This window comes from Megasphaera hutchinsoni, from assembly GCF_001553405.1.
GTDB lineage: Bacteria > Bacillota > Negativicutes > Veillonellales > Megasphaeraceae > Megasphaera > Megasphaera hutchinsoni.
The window spans coordinates 102727-125082 of sequence record NZ_KQ960953.1 but is presented as its reverse complement, the minus strand read 5'-3'; the positions used below and the strand labels follow the sequence as shown (position 1 = coordinate 125082).

The following is a 22356-nucleotide window of genomic DNA, read 5'->3' as shown; positions in this document are numbered from 1 at the left end:
CAAGGTGGTGCTCTACCACTGAGCTACTTCCGCACGACGATATTCATATTACTATATAAATCCAATCATGTCAACCATTTGCCTCATCATAACAACAGTTAAAATTGCTATTAGAATGCTTGTTTATGATAACAACTTTATGCTTCCCTGTCAAGTCAAGTTATACTTATTCATCCTTGAGTTGTTCTTTCCGTTCTATTTCAGCCATCGAAATTCCTTTTAGTGCAAGTAATTTAGTAATAATTTCATTTTCTTTAATAAATCCATGACAAGAAATAAAAAGAACAAGTTCAGAGATGGGGGCTTCTTCTTCTGAAATGGAGCGGAAAAATTCCACTTGCATATTTTCAGATGATAAAAACGAAGATAAGCGACGAGATTGCCCTACGGTATTTTTCATTTTTATATGAAGTTTATAATATTTACGATAACGTTTACTCAAAATAGTATCTAACCGCACAAAAGCCGTAAGCACTAAAAAAATTAATATCGTTGCCGTAATAGCCGTAATCAAATAACCCGCACCAACGACCAGCCCAATCGCAGCAACTACCCAAACCGTAGCCGCAGTCGTTAATCCCTGGACATTCCCAGCTTTTTGATTCGCCACAATCGTACCAGCTCCCAAAAAGCCGACGCCCGATATAACCTGTGCGGCAATTCGTCCTGGATCTGAATTGTGATAACCATAACCAAAATAATAGCCCATGGCAACATTAATCGATACAATCATGCACAAACAAGCACCTACACAAACAAGCGTATGCGTACGTAACCCAGCCGACTTATTCTGTGCCTGGCGTTCGTATCCAATAAATGCACCTAATACCAAGGCAACAATTAAACGAATAATACTTTCTTCTGTGGTAACCATTTAATTACCCCCTATCTTCTCCACATAATGTATATGTTATTATACCATATGTGTTATGCTTGTATAGTAAATCAGAAATAGGAAATGCTGTACCTTTCTATTTCCACCAAAAGTATCTCCCCTTATATACCGTATATCCGTTTTCTTTTTGTCATTTCTTTTGTACACTATAAGTAGTTTTTCCTACTTACTTGAACCCCATGATTCAGAAAAATACACATTTTATACAACCACCATCCAACCGTATCTTTATATCATATTAACTATTGTTTCAATAGTAAAAAAAGATATATCAAATGCAACAAATTTATTTTCCCTCTGTGCATGAACTATGGTATTATAATCATGCATTAACAGCTTTTATATCAAGAGATAGGAGTGCTTATTTTGAATACCTTATTACACCTTATGGAGTTATATGGATATATTGCTTTATTTTGGGCAATGGCAGCAGAAAATGCCAATATCCCTATTCCTAGTGAAGTTATTTTAGGATTTTCGGGCTTTTTGATTTCCCAACAAGTCTTTTCCTTTTGGCCTGCATTTTTTATTGCTTGCTGCGGCGGCATTTTTGGCTCAATTATCAGTTACTGGTTAGGTGCCTATGGCGGACGTCCGCTTTTACGCAAATATGGAAAATATATTTTATTCAATGAAAAAAAATTTAATTATGCCGAACAATTGTTCACTAAATATGGTGGAATCGCAATTATTATTGGACGATGTCTCCCTGGTATACGTACATTTATTTCTTTCCCTGCGGGTGTAGCACGTTATCCCTTTGTAAAATTTATTCTCTATTCAATCATCGGTACCATTCCTTGGACGCTATTACTCGTTTGGGCAGGATGTATCCTCGGTTCTCACTGGCAAGATTTAATTAAATATAATCATATATTAATTATCGGCATCGGTATTATCGCCTTATGCCTTATCTTATTTTTTATATGCAAACACATTGGCAAAAAAAACATTCAAGCATTTTTATATGCCCATCGTTATGAACTATCCCTACTTATCTTCAGTTGTTTATTATTACTTCCTTTCCTAGGTGCTTTTCCCTTAACCGATCCGGACGAACCGGTCTATGGCGAAACAGCAAGAGAAATGTTGGTTGCTCATGACTGGCTATCACCTCGCATCTTTGGACATGTCTGGTATGATAAACCGCCCTTATTTTACTGGTTGGAAATGATTTCCTATCAACTTTTTGGGATTTCCGATTATTCATCACGCCTTCCTTCTGCGATTCTTGCTATCATAACCATACAAGCGGTTTATCACTATGGAAAATCAATGTTTAATTCTTCTATTGCCTATATTAGTGCCCTTATCTTGACTAGTTCATTCGGCTTTTGGTACATAGGCAAAGCCGCCATTACCGATATGACGCTTATTTTTACCTTAACAATAGCTCTGCTTTCCTTTTATACCAAAAAATATTATCGTGGCTATATTTTTTGTGGTTTAGCCTTACTCGCAAAAGGACCCGTTGGCTATGCCTTTCCTGCGCTTATTATGCTATGTTATATCATGATTCGTCGCAAATGGAATTTATTATCTACCTTAAAAATTCCTCAAGGAATTCTATGTGCTTTCATTGTCGGTTTACCTTGGTATATTCTCATGTATCAAGTGCATGGTACGGAATTTATTCAAACCTTTATTGGGTATCACAATATCATTCGTTTTACCGCACCTGAACATCCAGGCCGAAATAGTATTTTTTTCTTCATTCCCGTGCTAATACTATCCTTAATTCCATGGATAACCGCATATGTTCCCGCACTTATTCGTTTCTTTCGTAAAAAAGATACCTATACCGATGCGTTATGGTTTTGTTTCATTTGGAGTACCTTTATCTTTGTCTTTTTCTCCTTATCCAAGACCCAATTAATTTCTTATATCGCCCCCATGTTTCCACCCACAGCATTTCTTATAGGCTGGTTTTTATATCGCTGTTATGAAGAGAAAAAAAGATCGTTAATTACTATCTTTTCTTCCTATGTGCTAGGACTCCTTTGTCTGGGCTTATATGCAATCCCCCTACATGGAAGTGATGTCATATATAGACCTTTCGTCTATACCCTTTCCATTTCATTATGTATGCTTTGTATAATCCCAGCTTCCTTATGGTGGCACACCAAAAAAATACAAGCAGCCTATGCAATCATTCCCTTAGGTATGCTTGTTATATCGCTCCTTTCTTCCGCTGTATTTTTACCACAAATTTCACCGACCTTAACGTCTACAAAAATGGCAACTAGCATAAAACAACGTCTATCGCCAACGGATACACTCTACATTGAAAAATTTCTACGCCCAGGCATAGCTTTTTATAGTGGCTATTATGGAAAAAGTTGGGTATCACCACAAGAGTTAGACCTTGCAAAAATCAAAACAACAACCAACTCCATCTATGTGATTATGCGAAAAACCACCTATACTCATAACAAAAAACTTTTTGCACCACTCTCTGTCGTAATGGAAACAGAAACACAAATTTTATTAACTAATCACTAAGGAGATTATAATGAATATTCGCTATCGATTTATTTTATTAGCCCTTTTTTGCCTATGCTTTTTTAGCATAGGCAACTGGGTATTACCTATTACCGATCCAGTAGAATCTAATTATGCATTAACAGCAAAAGAAATGTTATCACATCATAATTTTATTTCGCCTCAAATTTATGGAATTTATTGGTATGATAAACCCATTTTTATCTATTGGCTACTGTATATCTCTTATGCTCTTTTCGGCATAACCGATTTTGCCGCACGCTTTCCGAGTGCCCTCTTCAGTACCGCCACCATTATCTTGGTAACATGGTATATACTATATCGTTCCCAGCATTGGCTACATGCATTAATAATGGCGGCGATGTTAGCGACATCCTTAGAATTTTGGGCTATCGGACACTCCGTCGTAACAGACCAACCTTTATTTTTCTTTACTACCGCCACGTTGCTCTTTGCCTATATAGGCCTTACAGAAAATAAAAAGAAATATATAATCGTAGCATACATTATGTCGGCTGGTGCTGTCTTAACCAAAGGACCTGTCGGTTTTCTATTACCTGGTTTATTTTTATTTTTATTTTGCCTAATGCGGAAAAATATAACTTATTTTAAACGTTTATTTCCATGGCAAGGAATCGCCCTATTTTTAGTTTGCGTTTTATCTTGGTATGCACCGATGTATGTATTACACCGTCATAACTTCATCGAGGGCTTTTTTTTATTAAATAATATTACACGTGCTACCGTATCAGAGCATCCCGAAAGCAATGTATGGTACTATTATCTACTATTATTACCCTTAACACTTCTTCCTTGGACGGGTATATCCTTATATGGTTGGTTTAAGCAACGAAAAAAAGACGATGAGTTTATCTTCATGTCTATTTGGTGGATCGGAACTATCCTATTTTATTCTTGTATGGCCACCAAATATCCAACCTATTCCTATATTGCCATAATGCCTTTATTATATTACGGTGCCTCTACAATATACTCATGGCTGTCAACCGGTGGAAAAAAAATAAGCTATCTCCTCATCCTTCCACCTATCATATATTGGCTGATATTAGCTATCGTGAGTGTTATCTATACACCAAAGGATTTCACCCTACCATCCTTACTCCCATTCGCACTTTTTTTATTAGCAGCTATATTTATCCTCTGCATAGCTCATTATAAAAAAGCGTATCCTGCTATTCCTACATTAATCACACTCTTGATGCTATGTACCTATATCACCCTGACCTTTCAAGTATTAGCTCCCTACTACACATATCGCTCCACCAATACCCTCCAATCCATATCTGATTTAATACCACGCCATCGTGTCTATTTTTACCATAACTATCAGACTTCCTTTGTGTATTATACTGACGAAATAAGTACCTTAATCACGACGGACAACCCTCCCACTTCCTCGGTCCATGCGGTTTGGAATAAAAAATATCTCTATCCTAAAGAAAAAGAATTACATGTGCTATCTCGCATCCAACAAGGTGAAAAAATAGTATGTATTGTCCATAAAAAAAACCTAAAAGATTTTCAACAATCAACACTTTATCCGCATGTTTACCTAAAAAAAACGATACATAATTATTCTATATATGTAACAAATTAGGAGAATATCATGAATATTACATCCTTCATACAAGACTTATCTCTCTATCATCAAGTAGGCACCTTTAACCCTTGGCGAGATTATGATCCCATCTCGGATATTAACTGCACTGCCGTTAAAATAAGACAACGACAATTACAAAACTATTTAGAGCTACGCTTGCCTCATGCATCCTATCTTCTCATTGCAGAAGCCGCTGGGTACCAAGGATGTCATTTTTCAGGCATCCCCCTTACTTGTGAACGCATGCTTTTACACTATCATCCACAAATTAAACCTGTTCACATTTTATCAATCTCACCTCAACGAACTAGCCGCATAGATTGCCCTTATATCACTAACCAAATGCAACGAGATAAAGGTATGAATGAACCCACAGACACATATGTGTGGAACGCCCTCCTCACACATAAGCTATCGCCCTTTAACGTTGTGCTTTGGAATATCTTCCCCTTTCATCCTCATAAAAAAAATCTTTTTTCCAATCGCACTCCTACAGACAAAGAGTTACAACAAGGCCTTATATTTACTCAAAAATTGCTTACTTTATTTCAACGTCCCCCGCATATTGGTGCAATTGGAAAAAAAGCAGCGATGACCTTAGCTAACGCCAAAATTAATTGCGTTACCATGCGCCATCCTGCCAATGGTGGTGCAACTTTATTTCGCCAACAATTTGCTTCCTGGATAACCGCACCCCCTCATTGTACAGACACTTATTCCCTAACCAAAACTTGCTGAATTTCTATCTTCGAGCGTATATAGACCTGTAATAATACATTGCTTTCCCTTCTAGTGTGCGGTATACTAAAAAAATACCCTATCCATATAAAAATACGGGGTGTTCTAACAGTCTTATATCCTTATGTCGTTGCCAAGGGAGGTTTACTATGACACAAAATCATTTTAAGCGAGGAATTATCTGTTGTGTCATCGGTGCTGTTACATGGGGAATGAACGGTGCGATGAGCCAATTTCTTTTCATGCATTATACGGTAGATCCGGCTTGGCTTTCTGCCATTCGTATGCTTTGCACTGGCTTTTTATTACTCTTTTTAAACTTGCCCAAAAAACATACTCAAATAAATATGATGCTTCACGACATCATCAGTATTCGTAAAATTATCATCATGACAATCTTCGGGTTAATTCTGTGTCAGTACGCCTATCTTTCCTGTATAAAATTTTCCAATGCTGGCACGGCAACAATCCTACAAACGCTTTGTGTAGTACTCCTTTCGATTTATCTGGCTATTCGCTTTCGCAAACGTCCCCCCAATCGAGAATTATTAGCCATATTTTTAGCTGTCGTTGGTGTTTATCTCGCCTCTACCAATGGTACGCCCCATGCTATGATCATCTCTCCTAAAGGTCTTTTTTGGGGCATTGCAGCGGCTGTCGGAGCAGTTATTTACCCAACCCTATCACAAGGCTTATCTGCCCAGTGGGGTGCTATGTCCGTAAATGCCCTTGCGATGATTTTTGGTGGCTCTTTGCTTACCTTTAGTCTCAAATTATGGAACACCTTTCCCTTATTAGACATAACAGGTTGGCTAGCCGTAGCTTTCATTATCTTTGTCGGAACGGTCATTTCTTTTTCCTTTTTTATCCAAGGCGTCTGTGATATCGGTCCATTAAAAGGCACCTTAATTGGTACACTCGAACCACTAGTAGCCTCTATCATTTCTGCTTTTTGGCTTCAAACCACCTTTGGTTATATCGAATTATTAGGTTATCTATTCATTATTTCTACTGTCTTCATCGTCATGTTAAAATCAGAATAATGACGAGATACCACCATAATAAAACCACCACTTTATTTCACTATAATAAAGAGGTGGTTTTATTGTTATTGATTATCGTAATCAGGAATATTAGCTATGCATATTTTAGCATAGTACGTATAACAAAAAGTTAGTAACACAAATTATAAAAACCGTGTATAATAGCATATATACTTTAAAGTTACTAGTATAAAGGAGGTCTTTTTATGATCATTGATGATGCAGGTGGCCTTGTCTTTAGGCCCCCCAGTGAAGCCCGTAGTTTCATTTTACGTGTAACTATCGGCTGTTCGCATAATCAGTGTACCTTTTGTTCTATGTATAAAGAATCTACGTATCGCATTCGTTCTTTAGAAGAAATAGATGGTATTATAGAACGCGGTGCACTTGCCATGCCTTTTATCCGCCGCATCTTTTTGGCAGATGGCGATGCCTTAGTACTACCTACAGAAAATTTACTCCATATTTTAAAAAAATGCCATGATTCTTTTCCCAATGTAACTCGCATAGGTGCTTATGCTACACCAAATGACCTAAATAGAAAATCCCTTGAAGAATTGCGTGCTTTAAAAGAAGCTGGATTGGATATTCTATATATGGGCATAGAAAGTGGTGATGATACAGTGTTACGCCATGTCCATAAAGGAACTACAGCAGAACGCACTATCTCAGCTGGACAAAAAGCATTACAAGCAGGAATGAAACTATCCACCATGATTTTATTAGGCTTAGGAGGACAAGAACGCAGTCGCGAACATGCCCTACATACAGCTGCTGTCATTTCAGCCATTCAACCCACCATGTTAAGTGCTTTATCCCTTATCATTCCCTACGGTTCTCCCCTGTATAAAGAAACTATGGCTGGAACCTTTACTCCTCTAACAGCGCGTGGCTTTTTAGAGGAATTAGAGCTTATTATCCATAATATCGATGTGCAAAATGTCTGTATTTTCCGCAGTAACCATGTGTCTAACTTATTTCCCGTCAAGGGGACATTACCCAAAGATAAAGAAAATATGCTTCTTGACTTAGAATCCTTTATTCCACAAGCCGATGATGTTCATCCCCTGTTGAATGATAATGGTAATTTTTAATAAAAAAACGCGTTATATATATAACGCGTTTTTTTATTAAATTTCTTCTATTGTTTCTTGCATGATTTTTGCTAACCCTTTCATTTTGCGTTCTGGAATAGAACAAACACCTAATCGTATTCCGCCTGTTACGGGTAAAGTAAAAATACATTTCTGTTGCAACCGTTGACAAATCACATCTGCCTGTGTCGTTGGTACAGAAATAAAAAAGCCTGCTTGATAAGGAATAATCGCCAACCGACATTGCTCTGCTTCTTGCGTAAAAATAGCTGCCCGCTTCATAATTTGTTGAAAAATTTGCATCCGTTCTACTTCTATTTGCCGACAAAGTACTTTATCTTGCCGAACGGTAGTCAATAAAGTCATTGCTGCCCGATTGACATTAGACCAAGCCGTACGGGCAGAATATTTTCCCAATTCAATAAATTCATCTATTACCGCACGAGATGACGATATCCCCACTAATGCGCCTGTCCGCTGTCCATATAAGGTATACCCCTTCGACATACTAAAAGCAACCATTATAAAAAGATGTTCTGGAAGATGACTAAATAACTCCATGAAATGACGAACTTCATTTTTTTCTCCTGCATAAGCAATATACGCAATATCTACAACGATACTAATCTTTTTCCCCTTTTTCTCCGCCTGCTGGCAAACCTCCAATACTTGTTGCCATTCTTCATAAGAAAGAGAATATCCCGTCGGATTGTGTGCTGGCGTATTTAAAATAATAAGGAGCGAATCTTGCTTTTCTAATAACGAATCAACCCCTGCAGTAAAAGCGACAATATTAAACGCCCCTTTTGCATCAAATAACGAAAACGTTTGCAATTTTCGCTCTACTTCTTGGCACAAACTACCATATACACCCCAATGCCAGTCTGTAACCAACACAGCATCCCCTATTTCCGAATAATTCATAATCGCAATATGAATGGCACCCGTTCCACCAGCCGTAGCAATAGCGTCACAATAGGCATCTGGTCGATGTGCCTCAAATACTTCTTCAATAACCATCTGTCTATATGCATCTAACCCTAGCGGTGGTGCATACGCAATAAAATCATGTATTGGTAATTGACGATATATTTTTTCAACAAGGGGTAAACACCCCAATGTTCCTGATTCATCACCATAACACCCAACGGTCGCATTTACCACTTGTTCCTCGCCATATAAATCTATCGCCTCTTGTGCTGCTCGACCAACGCTAAATACTTTATCCTGCAGTTTTTTTCCCTTTCTACTTTCCACCGCCATAACCATTGCCATTATTCCAGCTCCCATCATGTAGTATCTGTTTACTTTGTCTTATCTTTCTTATGTTAATACCAATTTTTGTGCCGCATCTAATACAGACAATCCCAAAACAGATCCCATGCCCATACCGTCATAAAAATCAGTTTTTAAAAAAGGCGAATACCCCAATACGTTCATCTGCATCTGATGGACGGGTTCATCATATTGTACTACTGTAAACAAATATTCTTTACAAGCAGAGCAAATACACTGTGCCATCAGTACAGCAGCACCTGTGACCGCATTATCAAATGTCACGCACATTCGATTATAGGCTGCCCCTAAAATTACACCTATCATAGCCGCTATATCTGGTGCACCTACCTTTTGTAATGTTAATAAGGGATCCCTTATAGAAATATTTTTCTCTTCCAGATGCTGCAGTAAAGACGTTACTTGTGCTCCCTGCTTAGAAAAATTATGTTGTCTAAAACGAGACTTACAATATGCCGTAGTTAAAACCAAAGCCGTTATCATCGCCCGTTCTCCTAAATTTCCTAACCCAATTGCATGATATCCTTCTTGATACAAAGCAAAGGCAAGCTGTATCCCACTATAAAGTGCATCCATCATTTCTTGCTGCGACATCGCATCTCGACATTCCCAAAAATGACTCCCCTTCATAACTTGTAAATCTTGCACACCCGTATATTCAACAATCGGCTGTTCCATCCCCAGTTCCAATAAAAGTACACCCGCTCCTATACGGTGTGCCGCCGAATTAATCGCACTTTTACCTTTAGCGATTTCTTCCGCCATATTCCGGCTCCATTTTCCGTGTGTTTTATTTTCCAAGCCATCTACTGCATGATCCGCTGCAAAAATAAGTATTGCTTTTTTTAACGGCTGTAATACCTCCTCTTTACTTAGGGATAATAATTTCGCTGCACCCATAAGTATTGCGGGTTCAGTATTTCCATATCGTGCATATAGTTTCTGAAAATACTGTTCCTGTTGTTGCTGATCTATAGGTTCTATCCCTTGTACCAATTGAATTAATTCTGAGTCCATATTAAGCCCCCTCAAGTAATTCCTAATCAATGCTTTTATTATAACACAAAGGAAATTCCTGAATTATATTTTTTTACTCGTATATTGTATACATTTTTAACATGTACATAAATACTATGACAGTTCTAAGAAAAAGTATATATATACTTTTATTTATATCGTTTTTTATATTTCCTAAACGTATTTTATTTTTTCAAATTAAGTGCAAAATGGTAATAAGTCATAATATATCCGTCGGTTATGCAAAATCCGTCATATCATATGTTTATTTTAAATTATTATTTCATTGATACAAGTATGTTTTTACCCTATAATATGTATGATAAGAAAGTATATTTTGATATTTATTATTAATATGCATGCAAAATATATTTTCATTTATTATAAAAGGAGGTCTTTTTTATGAACGGGTTATATCTTGTTATTATTTCAGCCTTAGTACTCGTATTGGGATACCGTTTTTATGGTGCTTTTATCGCCGCTAAAGTTCTAACGGTCAATCAATACAAAGTCACGCCCGCCTTTCGTTTTGAGGATGGTCACGACTATGTTCCCACTAACAAATACGTCGTATTCGGGCATCATTTTGCGGCAATTGCTGGTGCTGGTCCTCTCGTCGGTCCAGTTATCGCGGCCCAATTCGGTTATCTACCAGGTGCTTTATGGATCCTTATTGGCGGTGTATTAGCTGGTGCCGTACATGACATGGTTATTTTATTCTGTTCCATGCGGTATGATGGAAAATCTATTGCCGAAATAGCAAAAGCACAACTAGGCAATCAAGTGGGTCTTGCTACTTCATTTGCTGTGCTATTTCTAAATGTCTTAGCTATGGCCGGAATGGCTGTAGTTATCGTCAATGCATTGCATGATAGTCCTTGGGGAACCTTTACTATCGGAATGACCATTCCAATTGCTATTTTTATCGGTATATATTTACAATTTCTTCGCCCCGGAAAAATTCAAGAAGCGACTATCATTGGCGTTGCCTTAACATTATTAGCTGTTGTGACTGGTCCCTATGTTGCTGCTTCACCTGTATTGGCTCCTATTTTCACAATTAGTGCTCACGGAATCGGCGTTGCATTGATCATTTATGGATTTATTGCTGCCGCTTTACCCGTATGGTTATTATTAGCTCCTCGCGACTATTTATCAACTTATATGAAAATCGGTACTATCGGTGCATTAGCTCTTGGCATCATCGTTGTTGGCCCTGCCATTCAAATGCCCGCAATCACACAATTTATTGCAGGTGGTGGTCCCGTTATTACAGGTCCCGTATTACCATATATTTTTATCACCATTGCATGTGGGGCCGTATCTGGATTCCATTGCATGATTTCAACGGGAACTACCCCTAAAATGTTGATGAATGAACGTTCTATTTTACCCGTAGGCTATGGTGCCATGTTAACGGAATCCTTTGTTGGTATGATGGCATTAATTGCAGCCTGTTCGTTAGTTCCTAATGACTATTTTGCAATTAACTCTACCGCAGCTAATTTCTCAGTCTTAGGATTAAATGTCGTTGACTTACCTCAATTATCCGCTATGGTTGGAGAAAATGTCGCCCATCGTCCTGGTGGTGCCGTATCCTTAGCAGTAGGAATGGCACATATTTTCTCGCGGATTCCTGGTCTTGAACACTTAATGAATTATTGGTATCACTTCTGTATCATGTTTGAAGCACTCTTCATCATGACAATTATTGATGCGGGTACACGTGTAGGCAGATATATGGTACAAGAATTAATCGGTCGTGTTTGGCCAAAATTTGGCGATACAAATTGGACTACCGGAAGCGTCATCGCATCGGCTCTCATCTCTGGTGCATGGGGATATATTGTTTTACAAGGAAACCTCTCAACCATTTGGCCTATTTTTGGTGTTTCCAATCAATTATTAGCTATTATTACCCTATCTATTTCTTCTGTTGTCATTTGCAGTTTAGGAAAAGCCCGCTACGTTTGGGTAACTGCACTTCCTTGGGCATTCTTAACAGTCGTTATCTTCTGGGCAGATTGCTTAAATATGTTTAACATCTATCTTCCAAAAGGAGAATATCTCCTCTTTGCCGTATCTGCTATTATGGCAATATTAGTTATTATCGTAAGCATTGCTTCTATCAAAAAATGTTTCTATTTAAGCAAAACAGTTCCTGCAAGTTACGCTACCACTAAAACGGAAGAAGAAAGCGAATTAAAACTCTTAAAAGAATTACTAGCTCAAGATACAGAAGAAGCGAAAAAAGCAAGACGTTTCAAAGAACTAACCTTAAATATAGACTAATCACAAGTATAACCGAGTCTAGCTAAACAAAAAACAAGGGCTGTATGTATACAGCCCTTGTTTTTTTATATTACAGCCGCTTTGTCACGTTTTCCAGTCATTTTGTCACGGAATCGGCCTATTTTATCATGGAATCGCGTTATGTTATCCCGTGGTTTCCCCTATTTATCCTACGCTTTCCTAAAATATCTCACGCGGATCCGTCTGTACACAAAATTTAGAAAGTCTCCACCAAGACTTCAACAAGTGTCCACCAAAGACCAAACTCATACTACTCCAAAATGATACGCTTCGCCATCTCCGCTCCACTAAAAAACCACTACTCTATTTTCGTAGTGGTTTTATTTCATTTCTGCTATACGCTTCATTGCTTCTTCTTCAGTTATTTCTTCATACATTTCATATAAGGGACTCTCAAACCATGTATAAGCCAGCATACATCCTGTAAGTTCCCATTCTCCATCGTTATAAATATAATCATCTGTATATTCCTGCCCGTCTTTTATTATTCGCTTTATTACCTTTCCATAATCTTGTTTATTTGTTAAGATTACATAACTAACTCTCATAAAGTCACTCCTCTATATTTTCGATATTTTTAGGGGGCTCTAAATCTTTTGCAATATCAAACATTTATACTTTAATTCAATATATTCTATTGAAAACGGGCTTAATTCTCTTTGTGCTTCGTATATTTTATGTTGCTGTTCTTTTGTTTCTAGGCTTTCAGGCGTATGATACTGTATTTCTATTTCTTCACCTGTAGGTATTCTTACTATCGTATTTATACCGTTATAAGGATTTATTTTATCTAACCCACTTTTAATATACCCTCATGATATGTATGTAACTCTCTCTATGTCACTTTCTTTTATTGTATACGAAAAGGTTCCAACTTCTTCCACATTGCTATCTTCTACCAAATAATACCCTGGAATTGAACTTTCAAGAATAACAACTTCTTTTCCATTTTTTAGTTTTACACAATCTAATTCTTTAATCTTCATTTTTCCCCCTTTTTTCAGGCTTTACATAAGCCGATGTCAATCGTGGAAATTTATCATCTGCACCCAGTTTCCATCCTGTAACCATAAAGATTTTATTTTTCTCTAAAAACGATACATAAAATTCAGCACTAAATGTTCTTCCATATTTATCCGCTGGGCGTTCTTTAATTTTAGCTTTCAAAATATTTTCTCTAATTAAATTATCGAGTTCTTTTTGATTTTCTCTAGTATATCCCAAATATTTTTCAAATGCAATCGCTTTAGCTTTACCTATTTTATCCTCTTTATTAAGGCAATAATTCAACAATTTCACTTCAGGTATAATCAATTTTTTAGGCTCTTGAAATTCTTTTATCACAATCCTGCTCTTCATCACAGTAGGACTGTAATTCCACAAAACATCTTGCCACGGTCGTCCCGCTTCCCATGCTTTCGCGCCCTGCACGCCTACGTCCTTGCTTTGCTTATCTAAAAAACCGCCTACTTTTGTAAGCGGTTTATTTGACTCTCCACGAAAAAAAATTCACCCAATATGGTTCTTCCTTTTTGAGTATCTCAATTTCTTCTTTGGTCATGTTATACGGATAATCTTTAAACAAGTTATATATCTTTTTTTTATCGAAACTAATGTTAACTTCTCCAATTGCATCTATCTTTGAAGTGTGCCAAATCGTAGAATTTTTCTTTCTATAAAAATCTTCATATTGAGGATTTTTACAAACTGCATATATATATTCTTCGTCTTCATAAAACTCTTCATTTGACATCGCCTTTATCCCCTTTCATTTGTGCATCCTTATCTGTATTAATATATCCCATCAGTTTTTTAAACTCTTTGGTTTTCGATAAGCTTTCACCATCTATAAGAATATTAAGAGGTTCAATCTTCTGTCCACAAAAAGTATGTGATTTTTGACAACCAAACCTATCCTTTAATGTTGCTTTCCGAAAAGGTGTAAACCCGTTCATTGGATATCCTTGCGTCTCCGGTGATTGTAATTCCAGATACTCCAACCCTTTATCTATTTCTTTTATAATTGCAGCATGTCCACCTGTAGCTAAATAATATTCTTTACCTTTTTTTACGTTTTTTATCAAATTTTTTAAAGCACTAAAATCGTTTGTGTTTCTTTCTTCAAAACTTATAACATCTTTTAGTTTATCTAATCTTGCAATATTCAATTTTGAAGCAAAAACTTTTCTGCTGTTACCGCCTCTAAAATCCAATACGTCAAATCCGCCACGATTTCCTATATAAGCCAAAGCAAGCGAAGAACAAGAACCTGCTGTATTATCTCCCCCACCTAATCTTTTGACAATTTCTTCAGTACTTAAAGATTTTTTTAATTCTTTTACTTGTTTATACTTAACATTATTTAATTTGCATGTTTCTTCTAAATATTTATAATTAATGCTTTTTTCTTTCTTCTCTTCCATCCTATCATTTTTAGCCGCTTTTGTCTGCTCTTTAAATACCTACCTTGTATGCAAGATAGCCAATAACACCTATGCCGGTTATAATAGTCAAGGTATTTATATGCCCATTAGCAGCTAAACTTGTTATCCATAATACAACAATACTTAAAAAATCTTTCCCGATACGCTTGATTATTTTCTTCATATCAATTATAATAAATATAGTTCGAAAATAAGGCCTATAAGCCTTACCCATTTTCAAAACTACCTGAAAGAACGTTTTCTTGCTTTGTACTTACTCCCACTTAGCTTGAAAACGTTCTTTCTTTTTGTGTTCTTTCTTTTCATGGTACCGCTTCCACGAATCTCCCCAACCCCACTATATTTCTAAAGCTATATCAAAGGAGCTACTACACTATCATTATACCCATATAAAGGTGGAATTTAGTAAAATAAAAAAATTTTATCCGTGTCATATTCCTCACGATTTTAGACATACCTATGTGACTAACTTATTAACTCGTGAGGTTGATTTAAAAACGATCGCAAGCTTACTCGAAGATACAATTGCTACGGTAGAAAAGATGTATATTCATTATAGTGAGGAAATACGTAAAAATGCCGTTATCAAACTGAATGAAATTTTGGGATAAAAAAGACGCCGTTACATTCGGCGTTATTTTTTTAGATTGTATTTTTGACAAATTTTTATAGAATGGCGTAACTACTTGGGAAAATAGCAATATTCTTATAAATGATAATAGTAAATTCCCTTATCTTCTTCGCGCTTGATAATCCCTCGGTAACATAAATATTCTATGTGTGCCAATGCTTCTCCCATAGCAAACCATTTCTGCGTAGGGGGAAATACATCCCACGTCATACCCCGCATCGACCAGTGCATACTTCCTGCAATATCAAAAGCCGTTATCTCCCCTTGCATCTTAATAATCTGATAAACTTCTTCCAAGCGCTTGTCATGATGCAACTGTAATGCCGTGACACGTTCTTTAATCGACCTTCGCCATTGACGATGTCCTGGTAATGCCAACGATACAGGTAAATCCTTAATCAAATCCAAACTCTGCCGATATTTTCCTAACGCATCTTTCATATTTGCCCATTGTTGTATATTAGGAGTAATGTCAAACAAGATATGATCACTCGTAAACAAAATTTCCTGCTTCGGTAAATACAAACAACATTGTCCTTTCGTATGTCCAGGTGTGTGAATTACTTGAAACCATTCATCTGCTAATAATAGCATCTGGCCATTCCCTACACAATGTGCTAAAAAATCGACCTTAGGTGAATAGGCTCTGGCGTAATTAGAGAATTGAACTTTTATATCTTCTTCAGGCATACCTTCTTCCATAAAGTGATTTTCTGCTTTTTTCCACATCGTACCAATTTGAGCCTGCACTAAAAAGTCAAAGTCATCACCATGCATATAAATAGGGCATTTCGCTTGCGAAAAAAGATGCACCAGCCCCGTGTGATCCGCATGTAAATGTGTCAAAAAAAGATCGGTCCGCTCTAATTCAATCCCTACCTCGTGCATACCTTGACACAAATCCCGTTGGCATTCAGGCAAATTAAATCCCGTATCAATCACTAAATGCCGCTGTTTGCCCTTAATCATATAGGAATTTAAATATTTTAATGGATTATTAGGCAATGTAACCTCTACGCGATAAATTTCAGGAAAATCACACATTTTTTCTATCATATAGCATCCCCCCTATGCCATATTTACCATCAGCAAAGACAACAAAATAGTCCGCAATACTATTACGGACTATTTGCCCTGCATTACACTAATACGGTCATACCGATTTTATTTCTACTACCGCATCCTTGGCTTTCTTTTTTATATTAAATCGATTCATACCCTTGTCAATTCCTAATTCCAAACAACCTAACACAGCATCTGCCGCATAGGAAACCCCATCTTTAAACACCGTATATGTTGCTGATGGAAAAGGAGATAAGACATGATTTACTACTGTCCAATGGGGCAACGGTCTCCCTATACCTAAACGAAAGCGAATAAAGTCATGACAACCTTGTTCTAATATGCTTTTAATGCCGTTATGTCCCCCAGCACTACCATTTTTACGAATACGCAAGCGTCCAATTGGTAAATCCATATCATCATATACTACATAAATATGATCAGCCTCAATTTTATACCAGTGCAGCAACGCCCGCACAGCCCGTCCACTATCATTCATATAAGTCTGCGGTTTAACCAGTAATACTTTTTCACCACCATAGGTGGTCGTTGCCACTAATGCTTCCATTTCACATTTCCAACGCGTATTATCCATCCGAGCTGCCAATGCATCAATAACCATAAATCCTGCATTATGTTTAGTTTGTTCATATTCTTTGCCTGGATTGCCCAGACCAACTATCATATACACAATTCACAATCCCTATACATCAAATAATTCACTAACCGAAACTTCCTTATAAATGCGAGTAATAGCCTCCCCTAATAAAGGTGCTACCGATAATACTTTTATCTTATCAATTTTCTTTTCTTCCGGCAATGGAATCGTATTGGTAATAATTAATTCAGAAATAACCGACTGTTTAATCCGATCTACTGCAGGATCCGTTAATACAGCATGTGCACAAGCTGCAATAACACGCTCTGCCCCCATATCTTTCAATGCTTTCGCACCACCACACAAAGAACCTGCCGTATCTACAATATCATCAATAATAATACACGTTTTTCCCTTGATTTCACCAATAACATTCATTACTTCAGAAACACCAGGACGAGGACGCCGTTTCTCAATAATAGCAATAGGTGCATTTAAACGATCAGCCAAATCTCTCGCTCTCGTAACACCACCTAAATCTGGAGAAACAACCACTATATTTTCTAATTCATGTGCCACTACCTTTTTATTCAAATAGTTCGCCATAATAGATGCCGAACCTAAATGATCTACAGGTATATCAAAAAATCCTTGTATTTGCCCTGCATGTAAATCCATTGTTACAACACGGGTAATCCCAGCCGTAATCATCAAATCCGCTACTAATTTCGATGTAATCGGTTCTCTACCACGTGTTTTACGGTCCTGACGTGCATAACCATAATAAGGAACCACGGCCGTAATATGTTTTGCCGAAGCCCGTTTTAAAGCATCCGTTATAATAAGCAATTCCATCAATGTATCATTGGCAGGTTGACAGGTTGGTTGAATCACGAAGACATCCTTACCTCGAACACTTTCATCAATCATAACCTGGATTTCTCCATTATTAAATTTACCTACAAAGGCCTTTCCTAATTCTAAATGTAAACATGCTGCAATTTCTTTTGCCAATTGTGGATTGGCATTGCCTGTAAAAATTTTTAAATTTTTTTCGTCTTCGTTACCCATAATGAGCCTCCCTGAATGAAAATATAGTTTTTCTAAAACAAACACATGCAATTATTTTTTATATGTTTGTTCAGTAACCCACTTATCAATATTTCGTTGTGGCGTACGACTAACACTTAAGGAATCTGCTGGTACATTTTTAGTCACAGTCGTACCTGCCGCCACAAATGCTCTTTCACCAACTTGAACAGGTGCAACTAAATTACTATTACAACCAATAAAGGCATGATCTTTAATGACCGTTCGATGTTTTTCTCGACCATTAAAATTAACCGTAATCGTACCACAACCAATATTAACACCTTGTCCCACATCACTATCGCCAATATAACTTAAATGCGGTAATTTACTATTATCTCCAATAAAAGAGTTTTTAACTTCCATATAATTCCCCACTTTTACGTGATTGCCGATCACTGTTTGTGGTCTAAAATGGACAAATGGGCCTACCTCACAATGATTTTTAATTTCGCAATCATGGGCATACGTAAATTGTATATGATTGCCATTTCCCATCCGGACATTTTCTAACCGTGTATAAGGGCCAATAACACAATCATCACCAATAGTAGTGTCTCCCTGTAATATCGTACCTGGATATAAAATCGTATCTTTCCCTACTTGTACATCCATATCTACATATGTATGATGAGGATCTATAATTGTAACGCCCATTTCCATTAACGAGTGTAATTTCCGCATACGTAATATTTGTTCCGCTTCAGCTAATTGTACCCGGGAATTAACCCCGAGCGTTTCGCTATAATTAGAAACAGCATACGCAGCAACACATTGATCTGCTTGTACCAATAAAGAAATAACATCTGTTAAATAATATTCACCTTGAGCATTCGTATTCGTAAGATTATGTAATAAGCCCCATAGTTTTTCTAAATCAAAACAATAAATACCTGTATTTACTTCCTGGACCTTCTTTTCCGCATCAGTACAGTCTTTTTGTTCTACGATTTTTACTACTTTTTCTTCCTGATTACGAATAATTCTTCCATAGCCAGTTGCATCAGGCATAATAGTCGTCAATACGGTAGCACTAGCTTTCATGCTTTGATGATACGCTATCAATTCCTTAAATGTTTCAGGGCGTACTAATGGGGTATCTCCACAAGTAACCAATAAAATTCCCCGTTCATTTTTTAATAATGATTCCGCTTGCAATACAGCATGACCTGTACCTAACTGCTGTGCTTGTATAACCGTTTCAGCTTTTCCTTGTAAATATGACGCAACCTCATCGCCACCAAAACCAATAACAACAATTTTTCTAGTAATTCCTGCTCGTGTAACAGTCCGTAATACTTGTCCGACCATAGGAATTCCACCTACTGCATGTAACACCTTCGGTAGTTTTGACTGCATACGCGTTCCTTTACCGGCAGCTAAAATTAATGCTACTATATTCTCCATTCAGTATTGCCTCCCTGAATTTATCAACTATTCTTTTTTAGGATAACACAAAAGGAATATAAAATATATACTTTTTCTAAAAACACAAAGATAAATATAAAGAAGGAGAGTAATGTACTCCCCTTCTTTATATTTATCTTACTCCATAGCGACCTACAACACATGTACCACTACATTGCGCCGACCAAATCGCAATGCTTCACGATTGGAATCCATCGCTAAATCAATTCGTTTCCCCACAATTGCACCGCCCGTATCATCTGCCACGGCATACCCATATCCTTCAATATATAATTTCGTGCCCAATGGAATAACCGTTGGATCTACCGATACAACTCCCCGCTTTAACCGGTGTCCTCTTGCAGTAATCCCCGTATTACCAGGATCTTCTGCGGAATATGCGGTTGCATGCATGTTTAATATACGCTTACCCACTATTTTTTGCATTAATTGCTTCCCTTGTTTTTCACTATTCTTTTGTAATGCTTCTAACGTTTGTTCTCCTACAATACCATCAATATCCAATCCATTTTCCGCTTGAAAACGTTCTACCGCTTCACGTGTAAATTGACCAAAAACGCCATCAGCTCTATCAGATAAATATCCTTTATTAATCAACATATTCTGTATGTTTTGTACTGCCACACCTTGCATCCCCATCCCTATATTTGCTTCCGCAAACGATGAACAGGCAAATATACATACAATAGTAAATAACAACATGATTCGGTTCTTCAAAAAACCACCTCGCTATATCTGATTTAATACTTATTTATGTATCAAAAATTATGAATACATTATAGCAAAAAATAGATAGCAAGTCAAAATTTAGCATATTTACACCATTTTTTGTGATTTTTTATACCTTTATATTTGTCATCTCAATATAATAAATCCGCCATTTATATAATCATTATTGCATTATTTTATGACCAGGTACTATTTATTATAATTATTATACATTTTTTGCTTCCGATAACTCTACCATATCACGAATGCGTTGTGCTCCTTCAATAGAATCAGTTAATACATAAATATAATCCCCAGCATACAATCGCGTATCAAAATCAGGCAACACTTCTCCCGTGCTTCTTTTAATATCAATTAATACCACATGATTCGGCCATGTAATACGACGTATATATTTTCCATCGACTACGCTTCCACTTGCCACCGTCAACTCCATCAGATGTCTTTGGTCCGTAGCGGAAATTTGAGGCTTATTTTTAGCCAACGAACGTTGTAATAGCGTATCGTAAATCGGTTCACCTTTCATTATTTGTGCTACCACTAAAGCTACCATCGAGGCCGTACATAATACCAATAAATGTTCATATGAACCAGTCATTTCCATAATTAATATCGTACCTGTAATCGGTGACTGCACCGAAGCAGCAAAAAAAGCAGCCATAGAAATAACAATAATATTAGAAAAATACTGGACGGGAATAATTCCTCCATGAATAAGCAGTATACCAATTACACCTCCCAATAACGCTCCTAATACCAACATAGGTAAGAAAAAGCCTCCTGGTACACCACAGCCATAACTAATCAGCGTAAAAAGAAATTTAGCCACTAACAATAATAAAAAAAATTGCAGTGATAACGGCAGCATATACAATTGATTAATAAGATCATTACCGCCCCCCAATACATAAGGAAAAACAAATCCTAATATACCTGCCGTAAGAAGAGCAAAACCAATTCTCATATAGTCATTACGAAAGAAAGGAAGCTCATAAAAAAGATGTGTTCGCAACAAACATGCATTAAAAATCCAACCACCAATAGCAACGAAAATGCTCACCCCTACCACTAGCCAAATATAAGAAAGGGGAAGTACCGACAATGTACCAAAATGAAAAATCGTTTCTCTGCCAAAAACCATTCTACATACAGTTGTCGATAATAATGCTGCTGCCATAGCAGAGGCCAATACAGCCCCCGAAAAATTACGATGCAGCTCTTCTAACGCAAAGATAACCCCTGCTAAAGGGGCATTAAATGCGGCCGCAAGTCCTGCACTTGCACCAGCCGTAATTAAATATCGTTCTTCCATACGCGTTCGTTTTAGCCCTCTACTCATGCCTTGACCCACAACAGCACCAATTTGAATAGACGGGCCTTCTCTCCCAAGTGATAATCCCAAGCCAATGCCTATAATACCACTAATGAGTTTAACCCAAAGAATACGAAACCATCTCATCCGCACAGAACCTAAGATAACGCCTTTAACCTGAGGAATTCCACTACCGCCCGCACCAGGTTCATACATGCCTAATTTCCATAATAGCCATGCTGCTATGAGTAACAAACAAAACCACACCAAGGTAAATCCTATATTTCCCATGCACAATACATGTTGATATATATATTCTCTATATATCGTTCCCTTCTCCAATAAAGAACGAAATAAACTAATCACACTACCCGATATAATACCAACAAACAAGCCTTCTAGAAACAATCTCAAGCGAAATCTTGGCCAATGACTTAACATTTCAATTGTAGAAATTAACTGTTTTTGTAATGGCATATTTTTTCACTCCTCTTAACATACTGAAGTCATTATAGCATAAGTTATGCATACCAGTATATTTTTT

At 37.0% G+C, this 22356-nt stretch carries 21 protein-coding genes; 7 read left to right on the top strand and 14 right to left on the bottom strand.

All coding sequences use genetic code 11. The annotated features are described in order from the left end of the window. Positions 1 to 166: 166 nt before the first annotated feature. Positions 167 to 874 carry an MgtC/SapB family protein gene (locus tag HMPREF3182_RS06310; protein ID WP_007393325.1) on the bottom strand — a complete coding sequence of 236 codons (708 nt, stop codon included), beginning with the start codon at positions 872 to 874 and terminating at the stop codon, positions 167 to 169. A 387-nt stretch (positions 875 to 1261) separates the two neighbouring features. Between HMPREF3182_RS06310 and HMPREF3182_RS06305 the strand changes: the two genes are divergently transcribed. The 5 genes from HMPREF3182_RS06305 to HMPREF3182_RS06285 all read left to right on the top strand — a co-directional run bounded on the left by HMPREF3182_RS06305 (position 1262) and on the right by HMPREF3182_RS06285 (position 7893). After that, positions 1262 to 3397 carry a VTT domain-containing protein gene (locus tag HMPREF3182_RS06305; RefSeq protein WP_062486295.1) on the top strand — a complete coding sequence of 712 codons (2136 nt, stop codon included), beginning with the start codon at positions 1262 to 1264 and terminating at the stop codon, positions 3395 to 3397. A 10-nt stretch (positions 3398 to 3407) separates the two neighbouring features. Further along, a complete protein-coding gene (locus HMPREF3182_RS06300) occupies positions 3408 to 5015 on the top strand; it encodes an ArnT family glycosyltransferase (RefSeq protein ID WP_062486293.1) in 1608 nt (535 codons plus the stop codon). A gap of 9 nt (positions 5016 to 5024) precedes the next feature. Further along, complete coding sequence (locus tag HMPREF3182_RS06295; protein ID WP_062486291.1) at positions 5025 to 5756, top strand: uracil-DNA glycosylase; 732 nt, start codon at positions 5025 to 5027, stop codon at positions 5754 to 5756. 149 nt (positions 5757 to 5905) lie between these two features. Beyond that, positions 5906 to 6799 (top strand): DMT family transporter, encoded by an 894-nt coding sequence (locus HMPREF3182_RS06290; protein ID WP_007393320.1) that lies wholly within the window; start codon positions 5906 to 5908, stop codon positions 6797 to 6799. Positions 6800 to 7005: 206 nt separating this feature from the next. After that, on the top strand, positions 7006 to 7893 hold the full coding sequence (locus HMPREF3182_RS06285; RefSeq protein WP_007393353.1) for a radical SAM protein: 888 nt from the start codon (positions 7006 to 7008) through the stop codon (positions 7891 to 7893). Positions 7894 to 7929: 36 nt separating this feature from the next. Here HMPREF3182_RS06285 and HMPREF3182_RS06280 read toward each other — a convergent pair whose 3' ends face one another. Together HMPREF3182_RS06280 and HMPREF3182_RS06275 are read right to left on the bottom strand one after the other, a co-directional pair. Further along, a complete protein-coding gene (locus tag HMPREF3182_RS06280; RefSeq protein ID WP_007393236.1) occupies positions 7930 to 9168 on the bottom strand; it encodes a pyridoxal phosphate-dependent aminotransferase in 1239 nt (412 codons plus the stop codon). Between the two features lie 48 nt (positions 9169 to 9216). Beyond that, a complete protein-coding gene (locus HMPREF3182_RS06275; RefSeq protein WP_062486288.1) occupies positions 9217 to 10206 on the bottom strand; it encodes a nicotinate-nucleotide--dimethylbenzimidazole phosphoribosyltransferase in 990 nt (329 codons plus the stop codon). Between the two features lie 402 nt (positions 10207 to 10608). Here HMPREF3182_RS06275 and HMPREF3182_RS06270 point away from each other — a divergent pair, with 402 nt between their 5' ends. Continuing rightward, positions 10609 to 12498 (top strand): carbon starvation CstA family protein, encoded by a 1890-nt coding sequence (locus HMPREF3182_RS06270; protein ID WP_007393199.1) that lies wholly within the window; start codon positions 10609 to 10611, stop codon positions 12496 to 12498. Positions 12499 to 12839: 341 nt separating this feature from the next. Here HMPREF3182_RS06270 and HMPREF3182_RS06265 read toward each other — a convergent pair whose 3' ends face one another. The 5 genes from HMPREF3182_RS06265 to HMPREF3182_RS06250 all read right to left on the bottom strand — a co-directional run bounded on the left by HMPREF3182_RS06265 (position 12840) and on the right by HMPREF3182_RS06250 (position 14942). Next, positions 12840 to 13067 carry a hypothetical protein gene (locus HMPREF3182_RS06265; protein WP_062486285.1) on the bottom strand — a complete coding sequence of 76 codons (228 nt, stop codon included), beginning with the start codon at positions 13065 to 13067 and terminating at the stop codon, positions 12840 to 12842. Positions 13068 to 13331: 264 nt separating this feature from the next. Then, the gene (locus HMPREF3182_RS07580; RefSeq protein WP_156208851.1) at positions 13332 to 13505 is read right to left on the bottom strand and encodes a hypothetical protein; all 174 of its coding nucleotides are present in this window, start codon (positions 13503 to 13505) and stop codon (positions 13332 to 13334) included. Next, complete coding sequence (locus HMPREF3182_RS06260; protein WP_206445561.1) at positions 13495 to 13863, bottom strand: DUF6883 domain-containing protein; 369 nt, start codon at positions 13861 to 13863, stop codon at positions 13495 to 13497. The genes HMPREF3182_RS07580 and HMPREF3182_RS06260 overlap by 11 nt, the downstream gene beginning before the upstream one ends. A 139-nt stretch (positions 13864 to 14002) precedes the next feature. Further along, complete coding sequence (locus HMPREF3182_RS06255; protein ID WP_072270835.1) at positions 14003 to 14272, bottom strand: DUF7675 family protein; 270 nt, start codon at positions 14270 to 14272, stop codon at positions 14003 to 14005. Continuing rightward, positions 14262 to 14942, bottom strand: a complete 681-nt coding sequence (locus HMPREF3182_RS06250; RefSeq protein ID WP_062486279.1) for a hypothetical protein — start codon at positions 14940 to 14942, stop codon at positions 14262 to 14264. Before HMPREF3182_RS06250 ends, HMPREF3182_RS06255 begins: the two co-directional genes overlap by 11 nt. 482 nt (positions 14943 to 15424) lie before the next feature. On the opposite strand from HMPREF3182_RS06250, the gene HMPREF3182_RS07715 reads away from it, so the two are divergent. Next, positions 15425 to 15574, top strand: a complete 150-nt coding sequence (locus tag HMPREF3182_RS07715; RefSeq protein ID WP_206445560.1) for a hypothetical protein — start codon at positions 15425 to 15427, stop codon at positions 15572 to 15574. A gap of 95 nt (positions 15575 to 15669) precedes the next feature. On the opposite strand, the gene HMPREF3182_RS06235 is transcribed toward HMPREF3182_RS07715, so the two are convergent. The 6 genes from HMPREF3182_RS06235 to HMPREF3182_RS06210 form a co-directional block, all read right to left on the bottom strand. Further along, complete coding sequence (locus tag HMPREF3182_RS06235; protein WP_062486270.1) at positions 15670 to 16650, bottom strand: MBL fold metallo-hydrolase; 981 nt, start codon at positions 16648 to 16650, stop codon at positions 15670 to 15672. Positions 16651 to 16747: 97 nt separating this feature from the next. Further along, a complete protein-coding gene (gene pth, locus HMPREF3182_RS06230; protein WP_007393207.1) occupies positions 16748 to 17341 on the bottom strand; it encodes an aminoacyl-tRNA hydrolase in 594 nt (197 codons plus the stop codon). A gap of 18 nt (positions 17342 to 17359) precedes the next feature. After that, positions 17360 to 18325, bottom strand: a complete 966-nt coding sequence (locus HMPREF3182_RS06225; protein ID WP_007393201.1) for a ribose-phosphate diphosphokinase — start codon at positions 18323 to 18325, stop codon at positions 17360 to 17362. A gap of 51 nt (positions 18326 to 18376) precedes the next feature. Then, on the bottom strand, positions 18377 to 19750 hold the full coding sequence (gene glmU / locus HMPREF3182_RS06220) for a bifunctional UDP-N-acetylglucosamine diphosphorylase/glucosamine-1-phosphate N-acetyltransferase GlmU (protein ID WP_007393247.1): 1374 nt from the start codon (positions 19748 to 19750) through the stop codon (positions 18377 to 18379). A 153-nt stretch (positions 19751 to 19903) separates the two neighbouring features. Then, positions 19904 to 20473 (bottom strand): peptidoglycan-binding protein, encoded by a 570-nt coding sequence (locus HMPREF3182_RS06215; protein ID WP_007393179.1) that lies wholly within the window; start codon positions 20471 to 20473, stop codon positions 19904 to 19906. Positions 20474 to 20705: 232 nt separating this feature from the next. Further along, a complete protein-coding gene (locus HMPREF3182_RS06210; protein ID WP_062486267.1) occupies positions 20706 to 22289 on the bottom strand; it encodes a ClC family H(+)/Cl(-) exchange transporter in 1584 nt (527 codons plus the stop codon). Positions 22290 to 22356 lie beyond the last annotated feature (67 nt).